At 46.0% G+C, this 25,291-nt stretch carries 26 protein-coding genes; 15 read left to right on the forward strand and 11 right to left on the reverse strand.

The genetic code is table 11. From position 1 onward, the window contains the following. Nucleotides 1-152 precede the first annotated feature (152 nt). A complete protein-coding gene (gene ctpA, locus NDI42_RS02445; RefSeq protein WP_190459725.1) occupies nt 153-1,388 on the reverse strand; it encodes a carboxyl-terminal processing protease CtpA in 1,236 nt (411 codons plus the stop codon). Between the two features lie 184 nt (nt 1,389-1,572). On the opposite strand from ctpA, the gene petB reads away from it, so the two are divergent. The 3 genes from petB (at nt 1,573) to NDI42_RS02460 (ending at nt 4,281) form a co-directional block, all read left to right on the forward strand. Continuing rightward, nucleotides 1,573-2,241: a cytochrome b6 gene (gene petB / locus NDI42_RS02450; RefSeq protein WP_190420582.1), complete on the forward strand. Its 669-nt coding sequence runs from the start codon at nt 1,573-1,575 to the stop codon at nt 2,239-2,241. Nucleotides 2,242-2,339: 98 nt separating this feature from the next. Further along, nucleotides 2,340-2,822, forward strand: a complete 483-nt coding sequence (gene petD, locus NDI42_RS02455; protein WP_190420580.1) for a cytochrome b6-f complex subunit IV — start codon at nt 2,340-2,342, stop codon at nt 2,820-2,822. A gap of 277 nt (nt 2,823-3,099) precedes the next feature. Continuing rightward, a complete protein-coding gene (locus NDI42_RS02460; RefSeq protein WP_190459901.1) occupies nt 3,100-4,281 on the forward strand; it encodes a glycosyltransferase in 1,182 nt (393 codons plus the stop codon). A gap of 150 nt (nt 4,282-4,431) precedes the next feature. Here the strand turns inward: NDI42_RS02460 and NDI42_RS02465 are convergent, their stop codons facing one another. Beyond that, nucleotides 4,432-6,462: an S-layer homology domain-containing protein gene (locus tag NDI42_RS02465; protein ID WP_190459728.1), complete on the reverse strand. Its 2,031-nt coding sequence runs from the start codon at nt 6,460-6,462 to the stop codon at nt 4,432-4,434. A gap of 130 nt (nt 6,463-6,592) precedes the next feature. Here NDI42_RS02465 and NDI42_RS02470 point away from each other — a divergent pair, with 130 nt between their 5' ends. The 4 genes from NDI42_RS02470 to NDI42_RS02485 all read left to right on the forward strand — a co-directional run bounded on the left by NDI42_RS02470 (nt 6,593) and on the right by NDI42_RS02485 (nt 9,683). Further along, the gene (locus NDI42_RS02470; RefSeq protein ID WP_190459730.1) at nt 6,593-7,492 is read left to right on the forward strand and encodes an alpha/beta fold hydrolase; all 900 of its coding nucleotides are present in this window, start codon (nt 6,593-6,595) and stop codon (nt 7,490-7,492) included. A gap of 158 nt (nt 7,493-7,650) precedes the next feature. Continuing rightward, nucleotides 7,651-7,911: a GIY-YIG nuclease family protein gene (locus tag NDI42_RS02475; RefSeq protein WP_199311433.1), complete on the forward strand. Its 261-nt coding sequence runs from the start codon at nt 7,651-7,653 to the stop codon at nt 7,909-7,911. Nucleotides 7,912-8,059: 148 nt separating this feature from the next. After that, the gene (locus NDI42_RS02480) at nt 8,060-8,845 is read left to right on the forward strand and encodes a DUF3891 family protein (RefSeq protein WP_190459731.1); all 786 of its coding nucleotides are present in this window, start codon (nt 8,060-8,062) and stop codon (nt 8,843-8,845) included. A gap of 304 nt (nt 8,846-9,149) precedes the next feature. After that, complete coding sequence (locus NDI42_RS02485) at nt 9,150-9,683, forward strand: hypothetical protein (RefSeq protein ID WP_190459733.1); 534 nt, start codon at nt 9,150-9,152, stop codon at nt 9,681-9,683. A gap of 80 nt (nt 9,684-9,763) precedes the next feature. Here the strand turns inward: NDI42_RS02485 and NDI42_RS02490 are convergent, their stop codons facing one another. Then, nucleotides 9,764-10,141 carry a winged helix-turn-helix transcriptional regulator gene (locus NDI42_RS02490; RefSeq protein WP_190459735.1) on the reverse strand — a complete coding sequence of 126 codons (378 nt, stop codon included), beginning with the start codon at nt 10,139-10,141 and terminating at the stop codon, nt 9,764-9,766. A 325-nt stretch (nt 10,142-10,466) separates the two neighbouring features. On the opposite strand from NDI42_RS02490, the gene NDI42_RS02495 reads away from it, so the two are divergent. Beyond that, a complete protein-coding gene (locus NDI42_RS02495; protein ID WP_190459737.1) occupies nt 10,467-11,207 on the forward strand; it encodes an SDR family oxidoreductase in 741 nt (246 codons plus the stop codon). 110 nt (nt 11,208-11,317) lie between these two features. Next, complete coding sequence (locus NDI42_RS02500; protein ID WP_190459739.1) at nt 11,318-12,178, forward strand: SDR family oxidoreductase; 861 nt, start codon at nt 11,318-11,320, stop codon at nt 12,176-12,178. A gap of 184 nt (nt 12,179-12,362) precedes the next feature. On the opposite strand, the gene NDI42_RS02505 is transcribed toward NDI42_RS02500, so the two are convergent. Continuing rightward, nucleotides 12,363-13,556 (reverse strand): glycosyltransferase, encoded by a 1,194-nt coding sequence (locus tag NDI42_RS02505; protein WP_190459741.1) that lies wholly within the window; start codon nt 13,554-13,556, stop codon nt 12,363-12,365. A 181-nt stretch (nt 13,557-13,737) separates the two neighbouring features. Between NDI42_RS02505 and NDI42_RS02510 the strand changes: the two genes are divergently transcribed. Further along, nucleotides 13,738-13,905, forward strand: a complete 168-nt coding sequence (locus NDI42_RS02510) for a hypothetical protein (protein WP_348231360.1) — start codon at nt 13,738-13,740, stop codon at nt 13,903-13,905. On the opposite strand, the gene NDI42_RS02515 is transcribed toward NDI42_RS02510, so the two are convergent. Together NDI42_RS02515 and NDI42_RS02520 are read right to left on the reverse strand one after the other, a co-directional pair. Continuing rightward, entirely contained in the window at nt 13,865-16,069 is a 2,205-nt protein-coding gene (locus tag NDI42_RS02515) for a pentapeptide repeat-containing protein (protein WP_190459743.1), read from the reverse strand. The two genes, NDI42_RS02510 and NDI42_RS02515, sit on opposite strands and share 41 nt — an antisense overlap. A gap of 69 nt (nt 16,070-16,138) precedes the next feature. After that, nucleotides 16,139-16,486 (reverse strand): hypothetical protein, encoded by a 348-nt coding sequence (locus NDI42_RS02520; protein WP_190459744.1) that lies wholly within the window; start codon nt 16,484-16,486, stop codon nt 16,139-16,141. 383 nt (nt 16,487-16,869) lie between these two features. Here NDI42_RS02520 and NDI42_RS02525 point away from each other — a divergent pair, with 383 nt between their 5' ends. Further along, nucleotides 16,870-17,310 (forward strand): hypothetical protein, encoded by a 441-nt coding sequence (locus tag NDI42_RS02525; RefSeq protein WP_199311434.1) that lies wholly within the window; start codon nt 16,870-16,872, stop codon nt 17,308-17,310. Between the two features lie 72 nt (nt 17,311-17,382). Here NDI42_RS02525 and NDI42_RS02530 read toward each other — a convergent pair whose 3' ends face one another. The 4 genes from NDI42_RS02530 to NDI42_RS02545 all read right to left on the reverse strand — a co-directional run bounded on the left by NDI42_RS02530 (nt 17,383) and on the right by NDI42_RS02545 (nt 20,316). Continuing rightward, nucleotides 17,383-17,763 carry a DUF2614 family zinc ribbon-containing protein gene (locus NDI42_RS02530; RefSeq protein WP_313931494.1) on the reverse strand — a complete coding sequence of 127 codons (381 nt, stop codon included), beginning with the start codon at nt 17,761-17,763 and terminating at the stop codon, nt 17,383-17,385. Between the two features lie 265 nt (nt 17,764-18,028). Further along, nucleotides 18,029-19,051 (reverse strand): mechanosensitive ion channel domain-containing protein, encoded by a 1,023-nt coding sequence (locus tag NDI42_RS02535; protein WP_190459745.1) that lies wholly within the window; start codon nt 19,049-19,051, stop codon nt 18,029-18,031. Between the two features lie 41 nt (nt 19,052-19,092). Further along, nucleotides 19,093-19,614: a hypothetical protein gene (locus NDI42_RS02540; RefSeq protein ID WP_190459748.1), complete on the reverse strand. Its 522-nt coding sequence runs from the start codon at nt 19,612-19,614 to the stop codon at nt 19,093-19,095. 471 nt (nt 19,615-20,085) lie between these two features. After that, nucleotides 20,086-20,316, reverse strand: a complete 231-nt coding sequence (locus tag NDI42_RS02545; RefSeq protein ID WP_190459750.1) for a hypothetical protein — start codon at nt 20,314-20,316, stop codon at nt 20,086-20,088. Between the two features lie 425 nt (nt 20,317-20,741). Here NDI42_RS02545 and NDI42_RS02550 point away from each other — a divergent pair, with 425 nt between their 5' ends. Then, complete coding sequence (locus tag NDI42_RS02550; RefSeq protein ID WP_190459752.1) at nt 20,742-22,010, forward strand: hypothetical protein; 1,269 nt, start codon at nt 20,742-20,744, stop codon at nt 22,008-22,010. On the opposite strand, the gene NDI42_RS02555 is transcribed toward NDI42_RS02550, so the two are convergent. Next, the gene (locus tag NDI42_RS02555; protein WP_190459753.1) at nt 21,998-22,204 is read right to left on the reverse strand and encodes a hypothetical protein; all 207 of its coding nucleotides are present in this window, start codon (nt 22,202-22,204) and stop codon (nt 21,998-22,000) included. The genes NDI42_RS02550 and NDI42_RS02555 overlap by 13 nt on opposite strands. 30 nt (nt 22,205-22,234) lie before the next feature. Here NDI42_RS02555 and NDI42_RS02560 point away from each other — a divergent pair, with 30 nt between their 5' ends. From NDI42_RS02560 to NDI42_RS02570, 3 genes are all read left to right on the forward strand, one after another. Then, nucleotides 22,235-23,152 carry a histone deacetylase family protein gene (locus NDI42_RS02560; protein WP_190459755.1) on the forward strand — a complete coding sequence of 306 codons (918 nt, stop codon included), beginning with the start codon at nt 22,235-22,237 and terminating at the stop codon, nt 23,150-23,152. A gap of 108 nt (nt 23,153-23,260) precedes the next feature. Continuing rightward, a complete protein-coding gene (gene gshA / locus NDI42_RS02565; protein ID WP_190459757.1) occupies nt 23,261-24,400 on the forward strand; it encodes a glutamate--cysteine ligase in 1,140 nt (379 codons plus the stop codon). A 293-nt stretch (nt 24,401-24,693) separates the two neighbouring features. Further along, on the forward strand, nt 24,694-25,158 hold the full coding sequence (locus NDI42_RS02570) for a tRNA (cytidine(34)-2'-O)-methyltransferase (RefSeq protein WP_190420547.1): 465 nt from the start codon (nt 24,694-24,696) through the stop codon (nt 25,156-25,158). Nucleotides 25,159-25,291: the final 133 nt, after the last annotated feature.

A 25,291-nucleotide genomic window follows, 5' to 3' on the forward strand; every position in this document is an offset into this window, starting at 1 on the left:
TCAAGCCTCTTGACTTATTCCCAATTTACGCTGGTCTTTTAATACAGAGTATTAAGAACTAAGAACTGAGTAAAATCTTGTCACTTTGTAGCTAATTTTTGGGATTACGAGAAATCCCGTTAGTTACTCAGTTTTCATATCTTAGTTGTAAATCAAGCTGCACCAGCAACTACGGTTTTAGCGGTTAACACCTCCAATGCGGCTTGATATTGGCTATCTGCCTGTGTACCGACCTGTTCAATAGTAATTGGCTCATTTGGCACTATTCGGTCTGGCGTGATACCCAATTTATGAATATCGTGGTGGTTTGGCGTTTCGTACTTGGCAACTGTCACCGCCAGTCCGGAGCCATCGGGAAGGTCAAACAAAGATTGAATTAAGCCTTTACCAAAGGTTTTATCACCCACCAGTTGAGCGCGACCATTGTCTTGTAGCGCCCCTGCCAAAATTTCGCTGGCACTAGCTGTTCCCTGATTAACTAAAACTACCAGCGGAGCGCGAGTTAGTGCTGGTTGATTGGCATCAAAACTGCCTAAGATTCCTTGTCGGTTTACTGTATATACAATTGTGCCTTCATCTAACCAGAAACGGGCAATCTCAATCCCTGCTTGCAACAGTCCGCCGGGATTATTTCTGAGATCGAGAATGTAGGCTTGTGCGCCTTGTTTTTCTAGTTTGGCGACAGCATTAGCCAGCTCAGTTGGAGCGTTGGCGCTAAACTGGGAGAGGCGAATGTAACCTACTGGTATCTCGGAATTGCGAGAATCTAATGCTGCATAAACTGGGTTGAGGGCAATGCGATCGCGTACCAGCTTGATTTCTTTTGGTGTTTCTGCTTCGTGTTGCACTAAAACGGTAACGCTGGTGCCTGCTCTTCCGCGCATCCGGGCAGCAGCTTCGTCGAGAGTCAGTTCGGCGCTTGACACACCATCAATTTCCAGAATGCGATCGCGCGATCTGATTCCGGCTTTTTGGGCTGGCGAACCGTCTAACGGTGCCACCACTTGCAACTGCTTCGTCTCAGAATCCAGGGCAATTTGCAGTCCCACACCCTGAAGCTCTCCCGAAGTATTCACTTGTAAACTTTTGTATTGGTCTGGTTTCAGGAACCGCGTGAACGGATCGTCCAGAATCCCAACCATTTTCTGAATTGCCGTATAAGTTTCTTCACGATTCGACAGCGGTTGCTTGAGAGCTTTTTGCCGCGCCAACCACCAATTTTGATGATTAAAAGTATCATCCACATAGGCGTTATTGACAATGCGCCATGCTTCGTTCAGGATCTGCTGTTCCTGCGTCAAAGCCAAAGCAGGCGCACTCAACCAACTAAAGGCAACGATAGTTTGTATGATCAGTACAAATAGAACCCGAAAAACTCGATTGTGCATAACACTCTAATCTCCCTTTCGGGCTATGTTACATTTTTTGTAGAGGCTACGCCTAGACAACCCGCAAGCGCTGCCTTTAAACTAGCCTCATCGAAACTGAAAGCCCCCCCCAAAGAGCGGCACACTGTCTCATAGGCTTCAATCGTGTCAAAAACAAGAATAAATTTTTAGGAACTCTGGCTTCATGTTTTCTAAGCAGGTAACTGATTCAAAAGCATACAACTGGTTTGAGGAACGCCTAGAGATACAGGCGCTTGCCGAAGACGTCACCAGCAAGTATGTACCTCCCCACGTTAATATTTTCTACTGTCTGGGTGGGATTACTTTAACTTGCTTTTTGATCCAGTTTGCCACTGGATTCGCGATGACGTTTTACTACAAGCCAACCGTCACCGAAGCTTTCTCCTCAGTACAGTATTTGATGACAGATGTCAACTTCGGTTGGCTGATCCGCTCCATCCACCGCTGGTCTGCCAGCATGATGGTGCTGATGATGATTCTGCACAGCTTCCGGGTGTACCTCACCGGTGGTTTCAAAAAGCCCCGTGAGCTGACCTGGGTGACAGGTGTAATTCTCGCCGTTATCACCGTTTCCTTTGGTGTTACAGGCTACTCCCTGCCTTGGGATCAAATTGGTTACTGGGCGGTTAAGATTGTCTCCGGCGTTCCAGCTGCTATCCCCATTGTCGGCGATCAAATCGTTGAGCTAATGCGCGGTAGTGAAAGTGTTGGTCAAGCCACTCTGACTCGCTTCTACAGCCTGCATACCTTTGTGTTGCCTTGGCTGATTGCAGTCTTCATGCTGCTACACTTCTTGATGATTCGTAAGCAGGGCATTTCCGGTCCTTTGTAAATAGTGAAAAATGGCTAATGGTTAATAGCCATTAGCTAAAAACCACTAGAAATCTCCAAACAAACCGTTAACAACTCATTAGGAGAACACTTCAAAAAATGGGAACTCTAAAAAAGCCGAATCTGGCAGATCCAGAATTACGTGCAAAACTTGCCAAAGGCATGGGTCACAACTACTATGGTGAACCTGCTTGGCCTAACGACCTACTCTACATCTTCCCCGTGGTGATTATGGGGACAATCGCTCTTTGTACCGGGTTAGCTGTGCTAGACCCCGCTATGGTTGGCGAACCAGCAAATCCCTTCGCTACCCCCCTGGAAATTCTTCCAGAATGGTACTTATGGCCTGTTTTCCAAATCCTGCGGATTCTACCCAGCAAACTGTTGGGTATCGCCAGCATGACCGCTATTCCTTTGGCGTTGACTCTGATTCCCTTTATTGAGAACGTCAACAAGTTCCAAAACCCCTTCCGTCGTCCAGTCGCTACAACGGTTTTCCTCTTTGGAACCGTTGTTACCATCTGGCTTGGTATCGGTGCTACTTTCCCAATTGACAAATCTCTGACCCTTGGTCTTTTCTAAAACGGTCATTTTTGCGATTTAACGCCTGTGAGAGTTTCTTCAGCAGTTCTACGGTGCAGCTAGGAAACTTTTACAGGCGTTAATTACGAAATAGTGATGATAAATATTTCCTACTGGTAGTCTTAACAGAAAGCGCTACTTAAACTTAACTGGGAACCGCAATCAGCTTTGAAAGTCTTTTGAAGAAGATGGTTTTTAAGGACTTGAAACATTGACCAACCATTCCAGTGCCTCTACCCCAACAGAAATAGAACTCCTAACATCCTGGGATACTGAAGTGGGAGAAAATACAGATTTTGCTGAGAAACTTAAGCCAGCCGCCAACCATGCTTTCATTTTTCTGAGTGTTTTTGATTGCGAAGGTGGCATTCAATCTTATGTCAAGGACATTTTGAAGTCCTATCTCTCGTTGAGACAAGCTAGGGGGGAGGTATTTTTGCTGAGAGATGGTTCTGGATGCCCAAATTCGTTTGAAGGTAAGAACCTGAAATTTCATTATTTTAAAGGTAAAACTCGTCAGTTAGAGCGATTGCTACTGGCAAGCGCATTTTTAAAGTATTTATTACTAAAACGCCCCCAGCACGTTTTTTGTGGTCATATTAATTTGGCACCACTGGTTAGATTCTTTTGTCAGCCGCTAGGGATTCCCTACACGGTGCTTACTTACGGAAAAGAGTTTTGGGAACCTTTAGGCATAAGCGATCGCACGGCTTTGGCGCAGGCATCGGGGATATGGACAATCAGTCGTTATAGCCGCGATCGCGCCTGTGCTGTGAATAACCTCGACCCCCACAAAGTGCAGATGTTACCCTGTGCGGTTGATGGAAATTACTTTACCCCAGGGCCGAAACCGCAGAAATTGATCGAAAGGTATAATCTTGCTGGTGCCAAGGTATTGATGACTGTGGCGCGGCTGTGGTCAGGCGATATCTACAAAGGCGTGGATGTGACAATTCGGGCAATTCCGGCGATCGCTCAAGTATTCCCAGAAGTAAAATACCTGGTGATTGGTCGCGGCGACGATCAACCCAGACTCGCCCAGCTTGCCAAAGATTTAGGAGTTGCTGACCGAGTTGTATTTGCCGGGTTTGTCCCCACAGAAGACTTGGTAGACCATTACCGCGTTGCTGATGCTTATATCATGCCTTCCCAAGAAGGCTTCGGCATTGTCTATCTAGAGGCGATGGCGTGTGGTATCCCGGTTCTATCTGGTGACGACGATGGTTCCGCTGACCCTCTACAGGATGGACGCTTCGGCTGGCGCGTCCCTCACCGCAACCCGGAAGCCGTTGCAGCTGCTTGTATTGAAATTCTTCAGGGAGGAGATCAGCGCTGTGATAGTCAGTGGTTGCGAGAACAAAGCCTTGCTTTGTTTAGTAAGGAAGCTCTTGCGGTGCAGTTAAAACAGTTGATTGAAGGAACCGCCCAGGCGCAAAGAACGCAGAGGAAAGTATTGTAGGAGGAGCTGCTACCCCTGTGCGTGGCTTGCCCACGCACAGGGGTGTCGCGTTTGAGGAACCTCACCCAACGCTAGCTCCGGCAACCCTCTCCGCTGGCGAGGAGGAGTTGGGGGTGGGGTTCTTTTGTTATCGGCTAGACAAACTTAATATTATTTGCCTTGACGACCTGGATTTCCAGGTGCTGCTCCTGCTCCTTCGTCGTTACTTGGTTGGTTACGATTTGAATTGCCTGGGTCGCAACCCTCTGGGCCATTACCTACGCCTTGGTTACAATTTTGACGCTGGTTAGTGCGATCGCGATCATCTACCTGACGGTTGTTACCAGGGGTTTGTTCTACCTCGCGGACTTGAGTCGGCTGAGGTGTCGCTTCTTCTCCTACCACGTAGGGTGAGGTGATGTTGCTAGCTTTGCCACTGCTGACCAAGGCTTGGTAGAGGAAAGCCGAGACATCTGCACGAGTTGCTACTTCATTGGGTTTGAGTAACTTGATGTCGGGATAGTTCACTACCAGACCACGTTCAGTAGCTGCGGCGATCAAACTGCGATCGCTACTAGGAATAGTAGAGGCATCCCTGTAAACTTGCAGCAGGGTTTCGGTAGTCGTGGTGGCAGAAGAGTAATTCATTCCCTTTGCCAAGGCTACTAAGATGTCAAGACGAGAAAGGTTTTGCGTGGGGTTGAACCGGTTGCCAGAAGCGCTCAAAAAGCCCATTTCATAAGCTTCTCGTATGGCAGTATATGCCCAGTAGTTTGAGGAAACATCTCTGAAAGCGATCGCATTCCTGACTTTACTCTTCTCAAACGCCTTCCGAATCATCGCCGCAAACTGGGCGCGAGTTACCGGCTGATCTGGACGGAAACGACCATCGGGGAAGCCTTCGATAATCTCCAAGGATGCCAACTCGGCAATAAAACCTTTTGCCCAATGTCCCTGCGGCACATCCACAAAACTCGTCTGAACAGTTTGAGCCGCCGCCGCCACCTGTTGATATTTGGAAAGCAGTTGGCTAACTTGGTAGATGGCGTTACCAGCACCTACGTCCACCACTTGCACCAGCTTACCAGGTATAGATGTCAAAACCGCCGCTAAGCTTGAGCTGTAAGCGCTCATCGTCTGGCTGGCAAGTGCATATTCACCACTGGTAAAGGAAGTGGGATAAACGTTGGTTGCAGCAGCGGGTACTCCGCTTAGCTGGAAAGAGCTGAGGTTAAGCTGCTCAACGCTACTGAGGAAGGTGACGCGCTCCTGGCTATTAATTTGAGTGTAGTAGTTGTAAACAGTGGTGCCGCTGTCAATATTGCCATCGGCGTTAGCATCAATCCCGTATACTGTCCGCACTACGCGCACTTGGGAAGGGTTCGGCGGCAGAATTAAGTTAACGGCGGCGTTTTCCGAGAGAAGTTCAAACTCGCTGTAACCAATCAGGCTGTTTTGCAAATTGTACAAGCGAACTACGACGCGATCGCCTGGTTTTACCCCTTGGACAAACTTAGCCTTTTGTTTGATTTTATACTTGAAATCACCCAGATATTTCTCTTGGGTATAGCTATTGCTTTGTTTCTCCTTCAGCGAAACGCGAGCAATCACATCAGATAAAGTGCCTGCTGGTTGCACAACCGTGAGGCTAAATCCTGCTGACTGGCTGACTGCTACTGTAGACTGCTGTGTGCTTGTAGTGCGCTGCTCAGTAGTCGTTCGTTCCTGAGTCGTGGTTTCGGTTCTCAGCCGAGCAGTCAGAGTCTTGGTAGCCGCTTCATCCCACTTTACCAAAGAACCAGATTCATTAGCCCGATATATCCAGAGGTCTTTTGTTTGGGCGTTGGCTACCAGCACCACCCAGCCGGGAACAGTAGCCTCAGTGCAAGCAACACCGGCGGTAGTGATACCCAAACAACCATTTGACCAAGTTTGCCTTGCCACCTGAAGGACGCGAAGGGTAGAATTTTCTACACCCGTCCGCTGGACAATATCTTTTAAAACGGCATCAGCAACAGGTTTCGGCAACTCAACAGCTTCTTCTGCTGCTGGGCTTACAGCAGGCTGCTGCACTAATATTTGTTCTCCAGACTTGCCAGCTTGTGTAATTTCAGAAGGTAAGGCACTTGCAGTAGTGGCAATACTAAGACTCGTAGCAGCTAATACCATGCTGCCCAAAAAAGCAAAGGAACTTCGATTCATCGCGCTGTTCTCACACCTTTATAAACCGTTAGAGTGACTGTGAATGCGGTTAGAATGTTCCCTGATTTCTCTTTTTTTAAGTCATAAAACACTAGGATAGAAAAAGAGTTTATAAATTTTAATACTTCTTGTGACTACCCAACAGATAACAACAACAAGCACGTTTGAAAAACTCAACTGGGCTTGGCAAGGCTACAAAATTCAGTACACAGTGATGGGAACTGGTCGTCCCTTGGTGCTGATTCATGGCTTTGGAGCTTCTATTGGACACTGGCGGAAAAATATACCAGTGTTAGCCGCCGGAGGCTATCGGGTGTTTGCGCTGGATTTGCTGGGGTTCGGCGGTTCTGATAAGCCAGCGTTAGATTATACCGTGGAGTTGTGGGAATCACTGATACAAGATTTCTGGACAACGCACATTCAGGAGCCAACTGTATTTGTGGGTAACTCTATCGGCGGACTACTGGCGCTGATGATGGTAGCAAATCATCCAGAGATGTCTGCTGGTGGGATTTTGATTAACTGTGCTGGTGGTCTAAATCATCGACCAGATGAGCTAAATTTACCTTTGCGGTTGGTGATGGGAGCTTTTACTAAGCTGGTTAGTTCCAAAATTGTCGGGCCATTTTTGTTTAACCGCATCCGCCAGAAAGACCGCCTCCGTCGCACTCTCCGCCAGGTTTACAAAGACCCGGAAGCGATTACAGATGAACTGGTGGATATGCTTTACGATCCTTCTTGTGACACTGGCGCACAGCAGGTTTTTGCTTCAATTCTGACTGCACCCCCTGGGCCTAGCCCATCAGAGTTGTTGCCACAAGTACAACACCCGTTGTTGGTACTCTGGGGAGAAAATGACCCTTGGACACCGATTAAAGCGGCTGAAATCTACAGAAAACTAGGTGAAACTGGTCAACCTGTTGAGGTTGTGGGCATTCCTAAGGCTGGTCACTGTCCCCATGATGAACGACCAGACATTGTGAATGAGTTGATTTTGGATTGGTTGGCGAAGTATAGCAATCCTATTTAAGTTGTGAACGAGTAATCGCCCTAGTGTAGAGACACGGCACTGCCGCGTCCCTACAGGGGTTCACGAATCATTTAGGATTGCTATATCAGCCTTAGTCAATTCTTTTGAAAACAGCTAAGAAAGAGCAAGGTAATTCTGAGATTCTGAGCAATTTATTTATGCCCCGAACTATGGCTTCTGGGATATATGCGATCGCGCACATTGGTCATCTAAAGCTCTACGCTGGTGATGCCAGCAAAATTCAGGTGACATGGCCTTTGTTACTGGCCCAACTTAATAGTGGGGCTTATCCTAATGCAGCGTTGCAAGAGGTGTGGAACCAACAAGGACATAAGCGCCGCTTCACATTTCACACAAAGCCAAATATTGTTGGCGATACGGAAATTGTGGGTATTGAGCAACTTGTTGACGATGCTTAATATAAACGGAGCTGTTGCAGACATAAAATGAAATGGTATAAGAAAGACCCGATGCGAGTTTAAGAAAGGAAAGCACCACTGCGTCTCTTATAGTGATACATCAAACTCGTGACGAGTATAGTTAAGAAGGTGCGGTAGGAACTATTGAATGCTATATCGCAAAGATCCAGAGGGGCTTCTCGCGATCGCGCAACCTGCTCATGCGTGGGTTTCCGGTCAGTTGGCACGGGCTTGGGGAAATGAATATTTTGGCAATTTGGCACCCAGAGAAGATGTCTGTATGGGTGCAGAACAACACGATATCGGCTGGTTTTCGTGGGAAAAGATGCCCACCTTCAACCCCAAGACGGGTTTGCCGCACAGCTTCACGGAGCTGCCACGAAAGATACACATAGATATTTGGTCTGGGGCGGCAAGATTAGCGATCGCGCTGGGGAGATATCCGGCACTTTTGGCTTCGCTGCATGGTACGCGCCTATACGAGCATTACGATGCTACCCATGATTCCCCAGAAGATGCCCAGCTTGTGCAGAAGTTCCTCGTGGGCGAACAGGCTTTCCAAAAGGAATTAATTGCCACCCTCCGCAACGATCCTGATTACGCACCCTACACTACACCAGAAGCGATCGCCCGGAATCAGCAGTTAGTTGCAATATGGGATGGTCTGTCACTTATCCTGTGCATGAGGCTCTTAAAAGAGCGATTAGTTGAGAAGGTTCCCACCGCTAACGCGGAAACGACGCTGAAACTAACGCCCCTAAATGGCGATCCGACGCGAGTGAGTGTGAGTCCTTGGCCTTTTGCAAAGGAGACGGTGACGCTGGTTTGCGAGGGACGTTATTTGTCAGAAACATTTGCAGATGAGGAGACGATGCGGAACGCGATCGCGATCGCTCCTTGGGCGACAATCAAAACCCACCTCAGCCCAGCATGAAAGGGGCTGGGGGCTGGGGACTAGGGACTAGGGACTGGGTACTAGGAACAAGGAACTGGGTAAGAGTCCTTCCAATCCCCAATCCCCAATCCCCAATCCCCAATCCCCAATCCCCAATCCCCAATTACCAATTCCCGCTTTTATGTTCTTATAAGTGCATCCAAACGTCTATCTTAAGAATTGTTATAAGAACTTAAGATAGACGACTATTTTAATAATTTTTAGTATAAATGAAGCAGGAAGGAAGGCGATTTTTGTCAAGACAGGGTGGTGAATTTTTCCAGTTATAGAGGCAGTACATGCCATGCAGAAATATCAACAAGAGCGTCAACTGGCAGAAGATGAAGCATCTACTGATCCTTCTATAGAGTTTAGCGAATTGAATAGTCAGGATGAGAATCAGCTTTTGCGGGAACAGGTTGACACTTTAAAACTAGAGCTTAGTTACCAGAGTCAACAACTGCAACAGATACAGCAAGAGTTGAGTAATACAAACCAGGATTTATGTACCGCACTTATGGCAGAGCGGTTAACGCTCGATGAAGCTAAGGACTTAGCTAAAGAAATTGTGATAACCCAAAAGCCTACCAGGGAATCTTTAGCCCAGCTGCTAAGTGCTATCTATATCTCTCCAGTCGAATCATGGGAGCTGGGGTGCATACCAAAGCCGAATCTTGCTGATAATAGTCGGTTTAGCTCTGAGGCTAATAAGTTTAACGAGCGGTTTGAGGTGCTTAAGACTCGGTTAACTACATTTCAGGATCAGCTTGCTAGGTTTAAGGCTAGGCGTGAGCAGCTGAGTGTTCAAATTAAGACTATTACTGAGACTAAGGAATAATTTGATAGCTACTACATAAGTCCTAAAAAATTTTCTCGTTCCCAGTGCCATACATGGGGATGGGAACGAGAATAAAAAGCCTAATGCTCCACTGTATTGTCGTAACGCTCCCGCGCTGCCTGCATCTCATCTATATGGGTTTCAGCCCACTTGCAGATAGTTGCTAATGGTTCTATCAGCGTCTCTCCCAAAGGTGTCAAAGAATACTCAACTTTAGGGGGGACAACGGGGTAAACTTTTCGCACAACTAGCCCGTCACGCTCTAAGTTGCGTAGCGTTTGGGTTAACATTTTTTGCGACACACCGCTAATCTGTCGCTGAAGTTCGCTGTGGCGCTTAGTGCCAAAAGAAAGGGAATAAACAACAATAACACTCCACTTGTTAGCAATCGTGTCTAATACTTGCTGCGTGGGGCAATTGGCGTTGAAAACGTCGGGTTCGGGAAATTTAGGCACCATTTGGTAAGTACAGCACTTTTTAGTACCTACTTGTTAAAAGATTTGTACTATTGTAATCATACCTATAGGGGAATGAATTAAACAGCTTGCGTGCATTTTACACGAATGTACAGATAAACAGATAAGAGGATGTCTGAAAAGTCATAATCGAGACGCTTAGAGGGTGGAGATCCCCCTTGCATCCCCCTTAAAAAGGGGGACTAAGACTTGATTCTCCCCCCTTGAAAAGGAGGGCTGGGGGGATCAAACTAACTCTTGACACTTCTGGGACATCCGCTAAGTTTAGGAACTGGTATTTAAGTTAATAAATCAAGGAAGTGAACCAATGCAAATTGAAGGTGCAGTTGCGCTGGTGACAGGTGCAAATCGGGGAATTGGCAGGCAGTTTGTTGAGGCATTACGAACAGCAGGGGCAGCAAAAATTTATGCCTGTGCGCGTAAAGCTGAATCAGTTGCAGAGATAGTCTCTACTGACCCGGAACGGATTATTCCCATCCAACTCGACATCACTGATGAGAAATCAGTCAATGATGCTGCTGCCAATTGCGGCGATGTCACCCTGTTAATCAACAATGCTGGTGTAGGGTTTGATGCAGGTTTGATCGCCGCGCCGGATTTGTCCCACGCCAAAACTGAGATGGAAGTTAATTATTTCGGCACCCTGAAGATGTGCCGCGCTTTTGCTCCCATCCTCAAAAACAATGGCGGCGGAGCGATCGCTAATATATTATCCTCGCTAGCTCTAGTAAATCTTCCTGTTCGTGGAAGTTACAGCGCCTCAAAGGCGGCTGCATTGTCGATGACGCAGGGGGTACGGGCTGAATTGGCGGCGCAGGGAACTCTAGTTGTCGCAGTGATGCCAGGAACGGTTGACACTGATTTCAGCAAAGACTATGACAAACCCAAGACACCCGCGGCTGAAGTGGCTCAGGCGGCGTTGCAGGCAGTTATTGATGGGGTGGAGGATGTCTATCCTGGGGAGGAAGCGACATATACGATTGCTCAATTGAGTAGCGATCGCAAGGCTGTCGAAAAGCAGCTTGCCCAATTTCTCCCCAATTTATAAGTCCTCAGTAGAGTGAGCAATATCTGCCTAGAAATATTTCAGCTCGAATCAATAGTTGCACAATTTAAAAAGTGGGCAATACCGACCTTTTTGTATGCGAGTAATAAATAATGAATGACGCAATTTTAGTAACTGGTGCCACCGGAACCGTTGGCAGTCAAGTCGTCAAAAAACTGGCAGAAATTGGCGCAAATGTTCGTGCTGCTGTACGTTCAACCAGCAAGGCAGAAAAGTTAACTGGAGTAGAACTTGTAGAGTTTGACCTGAACAAACCAGAAACAGTTCAATCCGCCTTTACAGGAATTGATAAACTTTTCTTGGCAACGCCGCTAGTTGCAAACATGGTAGAACTGGATGCTACAAGTTTAGAAGCTGCCAAAAAAGCAGGTGTAAAACACATTGTTAGACTGTCAGTAATGGGTGCAGATGGGGAACCAGCAAACCCTTTGTGTAAATTGCACCGCGAAGTTGAAAAAATGATAGAATCTTCCGGGCTTTCCTACACTATCTTACGTCCTAATTCGTTTTATCAAAACTACATTACTTTTACAGGAGGTACTATCAAAAGCCAAAACGCTTTTTATCTACCGCTGGGAGATGCAAAGCTTAGTCTTGTAGATACGCGCGATATTGCAGCTGTCACCGCCGCCGTACTAACGGAAGAGGGCCATGAGGGCAAAACTTACTTGGTAACAGGTTCGGAAGCACTAGACAATAAACAGATAGCAGACATATTTTCATCTGTGCTTGGTAGAACTATTCAATATGTCGATGTTCCTGAAGATGCTGCACGAGAGGGGATGAAAGAGGCGGGAATGCCAGAGCCAGAAATGAATCTTGTTTTGGGATTGTATGCGGATCAAAAAGCGGGAAAATATTCAAATCTATCCCCTGTAGTAGAGCAAATAACGGGAAAGAAACCTATTAGTTTTGACCAATTTGCTAAAGATTATGCTGAAGCTTTTAAATAGCGATATTGCATAAATTCCCGTCACCCACCTCAGTTTGCTTACCCCACCCCGTTAACGGGGTGGGGCTTTTAGATCGCTTTTTCAGACCGTAATTAGTTGGCATTGCCTATTTTGCTAACCCATGAGGCATTAGCTGGTTGGAACAAGAAAAAATAAATATTTATTTTTTCCTTTTGCCTTTTAATTACCCAACCTTAAAACCCATTTCCAGCAGTCCTTGGCGTAGCCTGTTTGCTTCTTCTGGGTTGTGTTGCTGGTGAAGCGCGATCGCTTGGCGAAATGCCTCTACACTGTCGATTACATTACCAATTTTCAGCAGTGCTACTCCCAGATTTTGGTAGGCTTCTGCATATTCTGGATGGAGTTTGGTGGCGTGCTGGTAAGATGCGATCGCATCCCGCAATCTTCCCATCGCCTTCAAGCTCATCCCTAAATTGTAGTAACCTAAAGCCAATTTAGAATCGATTTTCAAAACCGTTTGGTAAGCTTTTTCAGCATTGGCAAAATCCCCCGCAGCCATCAACAAATTACCCAAATTGTTATAAGCGCCGAGTTTCAACTTTGGCACAATTGGCTGTTTAATTGCCGCTTGATAATGTTTTGCCGCCTGAGTAGGGTTGTCAAGACGAGTGTAAGCATTGCCTAGATGGTAGTGTAACTCGTACAAAACAGAAGCATCAATATCAGTTGATTTCAAACCTTGTTCTAGAAGTTCAATCCCCTTACTCGTTTCTCCAGTTTGGACGTACAGCGCCCCTAGTTTGCTGCAATCGTAAGGATCATTGGGATGAGTTGCCAAAAAGCCTTCCATTGCCGCTTGCGCTCTGGCATATTTATTTAAAGATGCGATCGCTTCCGGTTGATAGCCATAGTGCAAAATCGCCACATCTGGCAAAGCGACAATCTGCCAATTTGGTTCTCGTTGCAACAATTCGCTAACGCTATCATCGACCATTGCATGATAAGGACGAGAAAAGCGAAGGGCTGGGTGATTGCGAAATAGACGCGAAACCAGAGAATACGGGGATTGCGACGCGCCGACTTCTTGGCGGATAAGATTGATAACGAGGTAGCGATCGCTTTCAATTGTCTGCTTTATCTGCGGTACAATTTCAGGAGTCAGCACCTCATCCGCATCCAAAACCAGAACCCAATCACCCTGCACATACTTCAGCGCTTCATTCCGCGCCGCCGCGAAATCATTACACCATTCAAAATAGTAAACTTTCGCCCCGAAACTTTTGGCAATTTCCACTGTTTTGTCAGTAGAACCAGTGTCTAAGACGACAATTTCATCTACCACATCTTTAACACTATTAAGGCATCTAGGTAATGATGCCTCTTCATTTTTCACAATTATGCAGAAACTCAGCTTCATTTTGTACCGTTAACTAACTTAAGCGTTTTTGCTACTTGGGTAAATAACCGGAGTTTCATACCCTTTCGCTTGTTGTTAATGACTAATAGACTTCTTGGATTCATCTCCCTGGAAAAAAATTTCCGGCTTCAAACTTAAACCCGTTAAAACGGGTTGAAATATTTACCCAGGAATCGTGACGATGACTTTAGTTATGAATGCCAGAAGTCTAATGACTGTAGGAGCATTGCGGCAGAAAATTTATCGCAGTAAGCAAGAGATACAAGCCGCAATGCGGTGCTTCGCATCGCTTCCGCTAACGCCCCTACTTACTCACACCTCGGATGCAGCCCACCTTGATCGCAGATAAAGCGAATTTGTTTAGTTTCTAAATTCTTAACTTTGGAAAAATTAACGCCCTTGACACGAGCCGATGACGCTGCTGGCGGTAATTCTTGAATAAATTGATCTGACTGGCGCGGTTTTACATCGGCAAAAGTTGCCCCTTGAAAATCTGCCCCTTCTAAATTCGCGCCGCGCAAATCTGCGGCGCTGAGGTTGGCGTTGCGAAACTTGGCATTTTGCAGTTGAGCCTCGCTTAAATTTGCTCTCGTCAATTTAGTTGAGCTGAGGTCGGCATTTTGGAGATTTGCATTACGCAATTGAGCCTCTGTCATATCTGCTCCTTGCCAGTTTGATTGAGTAAGTAGGGCAAAATCGAACTTAGTACCGACGGCTCTCACCTTTCCCAAACGCGCACCAGAGAGATTTGACTGGGTAAGGTTAGCATCACCTAAATCTGCTCCTGTCAGGCTGGCATTTTCTAAGACGGCTTGACGCAAATCTGCTTCTATCAGCTTGGCGCTGCTGAGGTTTGCTCCCACCAGTTGAGCATTAGATAAATTTGCGCGGTTTAGGGTGGCGCGGATCAGGTTGGTGCGATTCAGGGGAACTTGGCTCAAAAAAGCATCCGTTAAGTTAGCTTCTTTCAAGTCAGCACCGCTTAAGTCGGCAATCCAATCATCAAATGTGCCAAGTCGCCCGTCTTCACCAGTACCGAAAAAGCGGCTACCGCGTAAACTGGCACCTGTGAGGTTTGCCCCTTTGAACTGTATCCTCGATAAATCAGTTTTGTCCAGAACTAGGGTGAATGGGGCAGGTTCTGTGGTTACTTTATCGAGGTTGGTGCGGCTGAGGTCAGTATTCTGGATTTGAGTAGTATAGATGCTGAGAATTTTCGCGATCGCTCTTTTGGTTGCTCCCAGTCGTCTTGCAATTAACTGTCGTTCTTCTAATGCACTACCGCGCAGCAGCGCTTCGTCTTTTTGCAAGGCCAGATTCAAGCGTTGCAAGTATGGTAAAGCTTTCGGCCCCACGCTCACCAAAGCTTGCTGAGTCGTGTCAATCAACCTCGGAGCAACTTCCTGACCGAGTAAATCTACTAAGAAAGGAACAGCACGAGAATCCTCAAGCCTTGCCAGCGCTAAAATTGCACTGCGTCGTTCCTCTATTTGGTAGGGGTAACTTTGGCTCAACTGATTCACCAGCGCTAAAAACACCTTGTTATTCTGTTGTTTAGCGTCGCGCCAGTTTGCCTGATTTTGAATATATATCTGAGTGCCAACAAAGGTTCCCAGGATAGCAATCATAGTGGAGACGGCGACAATCAGCAGCATTGTGCCGGGGTGTTGGCGCATCCAGTACCACAGATTTAGCTTGCGCCCTCTGGAACCTGAAGATAAAACGATGGTGGTGACTTTTTCGTGACGTTGGTCGTCCGTCTCACTCCAACTACTTTGCACCTCCAGCGTGACTGGCTTTTTGGGTCGCAGAGGTATTCCCCGGTCAGCTTCTGGGTAGGGTGTAAAAGTCGCGCTATCGATAACAAAGGTTCCGGCGATTCTATCGTGCAGGGTGCGGCGTTCTGGATCAAAAAGCGCGATCGCATTCTCCCCCAACCACATCAACGCCCCCAACCCCAGCAAAATGCCTAAATCGGGAAAAGCGCCGCTGTAGCGCCAGATTAGATAAGCCGTCGTAAAGGGTAATCCCCACCTACCTAAGCCTTCCCGCCACACAGCGCGGATTAATCCCGGCGAGCGGCCAGACTCCGTTACTACTTGTACGCCTAAAGACCGCTTGGGGGAAGTTTGACCCCTTTTTCCCAATAAGTACAGTTGCCGCCCTACCACGAGGACAGGAGCCGCCAATGCCGCGCACCACAACAAATTTGTGAGTGGGGGAACTTGCTGGTTTGTTTCTCGGCGGGGAACCGCTAAAGTTTGGGCGATCGCATCCTTGGTATTCGCCAGCACTGGGTTTAGGGGAACAGTTTCCGTAGCGGTGCAAGGCCACGTTCCGGTACACGACTTGGCTACAAGCCCGATGCTGTAAGGAACTAAGGCACTAGCAACAACCAGAGAAATTTCCACGATGCTAGCAGCGCCACGTCGTAGACCTAGTGGCAATTGGTGCAGCTGTATTCGCCACGCTGGGCTTTTCCGATTCGAGGCTTTTTTTACTTGGGTAGCCATGCAAGCATTCCACAACAGCGCTGACTAAAGACTAGAGACGGTGAAGCGTAGCGTCTCTAGTCTAAGGGTTTATTCTGCGGACTTGGGGGCAATGAAAAATTTGTACACCAAGTACACTATCCCTGCTAATATTCCCAGACTGATCAAGGATGCAGTCAGGTACAAAACGCTTCTGAGGATGGCAAAACCAACTACAGCCGCTACTGCGATCGCCAATATTTTACCAACACCAGGCAGCCCGTTAAACCAGTTAGTGACTCTGTTCAACAGAGATTTGACTGTAGGATATTCCTTAGTCGTCATCTGGATAGGTTGTCCCGCCTCGGTTTCCACCGTTGGCGAGGATGGTACTTGCTCGATTTCGGCTTCTAGTTGTTGAATTTTACGCTCTAAGTCTTGATTTTCTTGAGGATTCATCTTTGGTTTTTATACTCGCTTACAAAACAGACACGTTGGCACTTAGCTATGCCTTTATGTTTGCAATCTTAACCAAGGTTTGTTTCCAAAACACTAGGACTAAAAAAAATAACAGTTTCTTTGGATTGGGAATTGGGAATTGGGAATTGGGAATTGGGGATTGGGGATTGGGAATTGGGGATTGGGGAAGAGGAAAAAGTCTTACCTAGTCCCTAGTTCCTAGTTCCTAGTCCCCAGCCCCCAGCCCCCAACCCCAGTCCCCAGCCCCCAGCCCCCAACCCCAGACAGTGACACTTGAGAAATAGGAACATATGCGTAACACATTTAGCTTCTAATGTAGGAAGCTGATAGTATAAATGCCCTTAAAAAGGCAAGGGGATGACATGATGAAGACACTTTCTCAGTTGATGGTTGTTCCCGCGACCTTGGCTTTGATTTTGGCGGGTGCTGGTGTGGCTCGTAGTGATGCCCCAGTGATAGAAATTACGCCGAAATTGCAGCGCGATCCGCTTCAGATGAGCGGTACATCTGGCGGGCAAAAAAACAGCAATTGCGGTTATATTTCCCAGACACCGAATCAAGTGGTTAGGGTAACGGCAGACAAAATCGACTATTTGCGCTTGGGTGTACAAAGCACTACTGGTGAGCCTACGTTGCTGGTTGATGGGCCAGGAGGACGCTTCTGCGTGTTGGCAGATAAAGCTTCTGGAGACAATCCAGAAATTTCGGGAGTTTGGCTGCGCGGTAATTACTCGGTCTATGTAGGCGATCGCACTGGCGGCAAGCATCCTTATACCTTATATATCACCCAACAAAACAAGTAAATAGCTTATGGCAAAAGTTAATGGCTAATGGCTAATTGTTCAAGATCCATTAGCCATTAACTTTTGGCTTTTTCAGTCTTCTAGCTGTTTAGCTAATACCTCAACCGCTTCGACATCAATAGTTCCGGGAGGTGTCAAGCGGTTAAAATGTCCCTGTTCTATCTTGAGTGGTTCGTTGCAGTTGGGGCATCGACACTCAGTTCGATTCAAAGCGCGGAATTCATAGTTACAGACGGGACACTCGTCACCAACTAAGTTGCGCTGCAACCACCAGCGAAAACCGAGGAAGGCGATCGCAGGCGTGATGAGGATTAACCCAATCAGAATCATAACCGACTTAACTAACCAGCCCAGCCCAATCGACCCCAGCAACCAAATAATCAGCAGAAGGGTAAGCCAAGAGCCGACGCCAGAAAGCTTGAACTGAAAGGTATTGGTGCTGTTCTGGTTCACGGCAGTCTCCAATGAAAGCTTGCGTTGTATGGAATAGTTCCATCGTAGTTCAGATTCAATTGTCCCTGTTAACACCAGTCACTGCAATAAGCGATCGCCGCCTGATGTCAGTTCGGTAGGATGCGATCGCGTTGTTTAGTTACGCCTATAGCAGTTCTAAACCAGTTGTGAAAAATTTTTTCGTTTTTAGCGCTCTCGTCAGGAGAGCAAGTCGCTCTCCTGATAGTCCCACACTTTACAAATGAAATAGGATTGCTATATCTAATTATTCTCCGTGCCTCATATAAACTTCTCTACTAGGAAATGGAATTGTTATTTCTTCTTGCTGATAGCTGCGATGTAATCTTTTAATAAATTTATGTTTGGCAATTCGCTGATCCAAAAATTCATTTACCCTGAGAAACACCGTAAAGTTTATACTATGATCTCCAAAGTTTTGATAAAGTAAAAACGGCTCAAATCCAGTAATATCTGGGGCAATTTCTTGCATAACCTCCTTAGCCACCTCGATAGTTACTTTTTCAACGTGTTCCAAGTCGCTATCGTAACTGACACCTACCGTAACGTTCAAAGTAATTTCTTTTGCTGGCAAATGATAGTTAGTAAAAATGGCCGAAGCCAGCTTGCTGTTTGGCACAATAACTACATTGTTAGGCAGTTCTTTAATAACTGTATTTCGCCAAGTGATATCTACTATATAACCCTCTTGCCCGGTTTCAATTTTTACATAATCTCCAGTCCTCACTTGTCCAGAAATAATCAGATATAAACCCGAAAACAAATTTGACAGAGTATCCTGAAACGCCAAAGCTACAGCTAAACCACCGATTCCTAAAGTAGCCAGAATTGGGGTAATAGAAATATTTAGAGTTTGCAGTATCGTCAATATCCCAAAAACAAAAACGATAATTCTCGCTAAATTAGAAAGTAATGATGCTGAAATTCCTTGGATTCTTTGAGTTAATAAATGAACAAAGCCAGCTGCAAGTCTAGCTAAGACTATCGTCACTGAATAAAGAAATAGGACAGTCAGAAACTTTTGCAGGATATCGGAAATTTTGTCGGAAATAATGCCATTTAGCTGAAGGCTAATAACAGCACCATAAAATCCGGCAATGATAAACCAGATTTTAGTTATGCCGCGCAGGGAATAAAAAAATAGATCGTTTCCTGGCAATCGAGTTTTAGCGGCAAATCTTTTCAGATTGTCGAGGAAAAATTTCTCAAAAATTCCCCCAGAGATTAATCCGAGTAAGATTAATCCTAGGGGGACAATCCATTGCATCATTTTGAGGAACCCCTAATTAATGAACAAACGCGATCGCATCTCTACAAGGTTAAGATATTCGTCTTAAGTTGGTTAAAATTTTCTGGGCTTAGAGTGACTTTCACTTCTACCTGCTGTTGAGTATCGCGTAAGGTAAGAATCTGGTTTTCACCAGCAGCAGTCACTTGCATCTGGGGATTTTTCAATTCCATCTTTTGATAGATGATTTCTGGTATTCCAACCCTAATCACCAGTTCTTTTTGCGATTGCGGATAGATATAGATTTGCTGACGCTGGTTATCTAATTCGAGTTTTCGAGGCGTGGTACTGCGTTCTCTATCTTCATCGGCTTTGTGCCAATAGAGAGTTATACCACGAATTTCAGGTGTTTTTAGCTGAAATACTTCATCAAAGCGTTGGGTTTCCCAATCCAGTTCGATGACATCACCGCTTTGGGGAATAATTCGCTGTCGCCAAGCAATTTTTTTATCCGCGAGACTTGCCCACCATTCACGGATGGTAGCAAAGTTATTAGCATTATCGGGGTTGTTGCTGCCTTGTTGCCAGACGATTTTTGGTTGCATAACCGCTTACTGATTTCTCTTCTCTTTATTACAGTTTAAACCGAAGCTTCCTGTCCCGAACTCACTCGCAAAGAATTTGTAACTCACGTTTGGTAAATTAAGGAAGATTAATTAAAACAGGATAATATTATGCAACTAGATATTGCTGAATGGACAGTTGAAGAATATCATCGCATGGCAAAAGAAAAACTATATTCTGCTGATAGAATTGCTGATTAGTGGGTTTTAGATGTAAAGAATCGCTAGTTGCGCGGGTTTCAAGCAAGTGCTAATGGATATGAAAACGAGATGTTACTGGGGAAGATGCCAGTATTTCGCCGCTGATGTTTTCTTTTTGTAATATGGCGATCGCGTCGTACCATAAATATTTTAGTTCTAGCGATCGCATCCTCTGACTAAGTTTGGGTAAGCGCGATCGCTTATTCCTTGATTCGCCCAGCCTAAAATTGGGTAAATGCTGTGGTGGTAATGCTAAGCAGGATTTAGCGATCGCTTATAAGATAATTTTGGCGTTTGTTTGGCGGTTCCCATCGTTGGATTGCAAGTACCCGACCAGAAGCGATTAAAACGAACAGCAGAGGAAAGAGTACGCAGAGGAAAGAGAGAATATCCCGATGGAAGCACAATATGCAGAGGTGTACTGGGGGCGAGGAAATAAGCGATAGGATGCTGGGGAGTTTCTAGCTGCGATCGCTTCAACAAACTTTATTGCGCCAAACCACCTCCAACGTCGCTAAGAAATCTTAGCGCACCCATCCCCCCAGATCAACTGAAAAATATTGCTCAATACACTTTCAATTCTGATACTATGCCACAAGCGGCTAAAAAAGAATTAGAAAAAGCGACAGGTCAAAAAAAAATGGCTTCAGTGTCTATTACCTTTTTTAGGAGAATCTTTGTAGAGACGTTGTCTACAGCGTCTCTAGACAAACAAAACCTACTCACGCAGGTTTCATAAGACGCTATATATTAATTCTAAGTCCGCGCAGGTAGACGAAAGTTTGTATAGCCGCGATTTCAATCGCCAGGTATTTTGGCATATGTATACTCTCCCGATGAACTTGTTATTTCTTCCCAAACTGGATCTATTTGTTTACCACCTCAGAAACGGGTTGGGAGACAATCCCATGCAAATAGAAGAAAATCAGCAAGCCTTCTGGAATAACTTCCCCCCACAGTTACAAGGAATACTCGCCTCTGCTGAGGAGGCAATTTTTACCGATCCAGATTACCTGGAATTACTACCTCTTGCGGGGGAAACTGAAGCGTTTTATACTTTTAGCGATCGCGTCGATGGATATCCCGTCAAAGGCTTTTATTATCCGGTGCGCTTCAGCGATAATTACGGGCTTTTGTTTAATTCTCAAATCGACGATCGAGATTATCTACAATCGTTTAAATGTTTCCCAACTCTTAGAAAGCTGGCGGCTGATAAACAAGGTAATATTGGGAAAACCTGGATAATTTCTGGGGTTTTACCTCGTAATTCTGACACGCCTCTAGAAATCCTTGCCCAGGAAGCTTACCAAGCAGCGATGTTTGGGAAATGGCAAAAAGTAAAAAAGGGAAATTTTCTAGGTGCAACAGTTTTTGAAATCTGGCAACCTCCCCATAGTTGGGACATAGAAGAAAATCACCACGCTATTATTATATTCTATCCAGATGTAGCGGCTGAAAGTGAAGCTGCTAAATATTACGAAGACTGGATGAAGCTATTTTCCTATCGCAATAAAATAATTTGGGCTTATTGTGAGTCGCAAAAACTAAGACAGGGGCTGCAAAATAGCTTTGTCCATATTTTTCAAGCTGGGGAAATACTCAAACAGATACCCTTGAAAAAATTGCAAGTTATTTTAGGAGAAAATATAAAAATTTTGTCTCAGTATGCTTCAGACTTAAACCATCTAGAAATTCAGTTGCATACAATTGAGACAAACCAGAAGAACTACCAAGAGCATTTAGACCATATAATTCAAAAAGCCAGTAAATATGGTGAAACAGATTTGCTTTTTCTAGAAGATTTTAACAAAACAGTCAAGCAAAAATATCAACTTCAAATTCAACAAGATATTGACAGCTTCAGCCCAGCATTGAGAGTGTTAGAAGACGTAATTAACACAATTAGAGGCATAGTAGAGATAGAACAGGCAAAACGCGATCGCAACCTAGAAAACATCGTCGCCGCTACTGGTGTCGGCGTAGGAGTAGCCTCAGTCGCCGCCTCAGCTGCCTCAGCCCTAGTCAAAGATATAACCCAACCTTACCCCAGCCAAATAAACAACCAACAAAACATAGCTTTACCCTTAGCTAATCTAGTAATTGTTATGTTGTTCAGCATTGGATTAGGCTGCCTAATTAGCGGTTATACCTGGAAACTCTTGCGTTATCGCCGCTGATCCGATTTTGGATTGGGAATTGGGAATTGGGAATTGGGAATTGGGAATTGGGAATTGGGAATTGGGAATTGGGAATTGGGAATTGGATAAGAATCTTGCCCAGTCCCCAGTCCCCAGTCCCCAGTCCCCAGTCCCCAGTCCCCAGTCCCCAGTCCCCAGTCCCCAGTCTCCAGTCTCCAGTCCCCAGTCCCCATCTTCCTTCGCGGTTCAAATTCTTAAACTTAATGGACTTGCCGATAGTCTACCACCCCGATTACGTCGCACCACTCCCAGAAGGGCATCGCTTCCCCATGCCCAAATTCAGCAAACTCTACCAAATGCTTTTAGCTGATGGCGTAGCCATCCAAGAGCAAATATACATACCCGAACACCCACCCCAAGAGTGGATAGAATTAGTCCACACCCCGGAATATGTCCAAGCATACTGCCAAGGCACCTTAGATGCCAAAGCACAAAGGCGAATTGGCTTGCCGTGGAGTCCGGCACTCGCAAATCGTACCTGCATTGCCGTAGGCGGGGCAATTCTCACAGCCAAACTAGCACTAACTCACGGTTTAGCTTGCAACACTGCTGGCGGAACTCATCACGCCTTTCCCAGTTACGGATCGGGGTTCTGTATTTTTAACGATTTAGCCATATCCGCCCGCGTCTTGCAACATCTCGGACTTATCCATAAAATCCTCATCCTAGATTTAGACGTGCATCAAGGCGACGGTACAGCATATATCTTCCAAAATGACAACAGTGTTTTCACCTTCTCAATGCACTGCGAAGTCAACTTTCCCGGCACCAAACAACAAAGCGATCTTGACGTTCCCCTGCCAGTCGGGATGGAAGACGACGCTTACCTGCAAACTTTGGCAAAATACTTACCAGATTTGCTGTCAGATGTCAAGCCAAATTTAGTATTGTATGATGCAGGTGTTGACCCTCATGCAGGCGATCGCTTAGGCAAACTTGCCCTCACCGATACAGGGATTTTCCGCCGCGAGATGCAAGTTTTGAGTACCTGTGTTGCTGCTGGTTTCCCAGTCGCTTGCGTAATTGGCGGCGGTTATGCCGACGATCTTGATTCCTTAGTTTACCGCCACTCCCTGCTACACCGAGCCGCCAGCAATGTCTATCGCCAGTATCGGCTGTGATGCCAAACTAGAAGCAGAGGATTTGTTTCGTCTTCTTCGATACACTTTTGAACGGTGAGTGCAACCGTATCCCTAACTAATTACTCAAACTATCGCTGAGGAAAAATCGTGGTTCTATCAAAAGGCTTCGAGATTGAAATGTATACTGGCACCCCCAATGGTGACATTGTGGGCTTATCCGACCGGATTGTGGCAGACCTAGATGGATTCGTGCGGGAGCCAGATAGCCGCAACGTGGAATATACCACAGAACCGCTTTATTGTTACGACGAATTATTATGTGCCTTGGTGCGTCCTCGGCGGCAACTACGAGATTATTTAAAACGCCAGGGAGATTACACACTGATTCCGGGGAGTACGCTGTCATTGGGAGGAAGCGATGTTTTCCGGCGTTCTGACCCCGACAACCCTTACCACGACTATATTGAAAACACCTACGGCACCAAGGTAGTTACAGCCAGCGTCCATATCAACATCGGCATCAGCGATCCAGAATTACTGATGCGGGCAATTCGCCTCATCCGCACAGAAGCACCCCTGTACCTTGCCCTCAGCGCCTCGTCTCCGTTTCTCGATGGGTTAGCCACTGGTTATCACTCGACTCGCTGGGGACTCTTCCCAAAAACTCCCGCCCACGTCCCCTTATTTGAAAGCCACGCCCACTTTATCCAGTGGACAGAAGATCAACTGAAAGCTGGGACGATGCAAAATGTTCGCCACCTCTGGTCATCTGTGCGACCAAATGGTAACGAGCGCCCCCACGACCTCAACAGGCTCGAATTGAGGATCTGTGACTTAATTGCCGATCCGATTGCGTTGCTGGCTGTCACAGCCTTGTTAGAAGCCCGACTTTTGCAGATGATTGATAATCCCAGCCTTGACCCGTTGCAAATGAGCCAATTGTCCTCAGAAGACTTGATTGCCCTCACCGATGCCAACGAAGATGCTGCTGCCCGTCACAGTTTAGATGCCGAACTGCGGCATTGGCAAGACGGTAGACCGATTTTGGCACGAGATTGGATTAAAGAAATTTATCAAGAAGTTTGGGACATGGCTAAACAAATGGGCTTTAGTTGCTTCCTCTCACCCCTACAAAAAATCCTTCGTGAAGGAAATGCTGCTGAGCAGTGGTTAAATTTACAAGAGCAAGGTCTAGATACTCACAGCGTGATTGTAGCTGCCATTCAAGGCTTGGCTGACCAAGAACAAGAACTAGAAGATAAATTGTGCCAGGGTTTAGTCGTCTGAAGTATTTGAGGGATTGGGGACTGGGGGCTGGTGACTGGGGGTTGGGCAAGATTTTTATCCAATTTCCAATTCTCAATCCCTAATCCCTTGATCCTGAGCTACCCTTCCTTGCTTTTTCTTGGCTTTTTGCTGGATAATTTTTCGGCGGCGGAGATTTTTGTTGAGATCAGAATATTTAATCTATTTGAAATTCGGAGGTCATATAAAAAATATGTATATATCACTATGTCATTAAGCACATTTTGAATTGCCAGCATACAGTTGGTGTTTGAGTCAGAGAGTTCTTTCATCTCATGCCCTTTGTTGTCCTCGTTCATCCGCAAATTCCGCCCAATACTGGCAATATAGCCCGTACCTGCGCCGCTACAGGAACCGAATTGCATTTAGTAGGGCCGTTGGGTTTTGAAATCAGCGATCGCTACCTAAAACGTGCCGGATTAGATTACTGGCCTTATGTAAATCTGCACTACCACCAGCATTTAGAAGACTTTCGTGCTTTCCAAGAGAACCACGGTGGGCGCTTGATTGGCTTTAGCGTTTCTGGAAGTTGTAGTTATATTAAGTTCCAGTTTCAGACTGATGACTGGTTATTATTTGGCAGTGAAACTACTGGGCTGCCCCCAGAAGTTCTTGCCCTTTGTAGTGCCACCGTCTATATTCCTATGGCACAGCCCCACGTTCGCAGCTTAAATCTGTCTGTAAGTGCGGCAGTTGGTCTATTTGAAGCCCGTCGCCAACTAGGGATTCTAGAAGGATGAAAAATGTCTGTAATCTTTAGTCACTGGTCATTAGCTGATGACCAGCGACTAATCACTAATCACCAACGACTCTTTTCTTTCACGCAGATTTTATTTACAATTCTTCAGTTATGTAGGCTACAAAATGGGTATG

The sequence above is a fragment of the Funiculus sociatus GB2-C1 genome, assembly GCF_039962115.1.
GTDB classification, from domain to species: domain Bacteria; phylum Cyanobacteriota; class Cyanobacteriia; order Cyanobacteriales; family FACHB-T130; genus Funiculus; species Funiculus sociatus.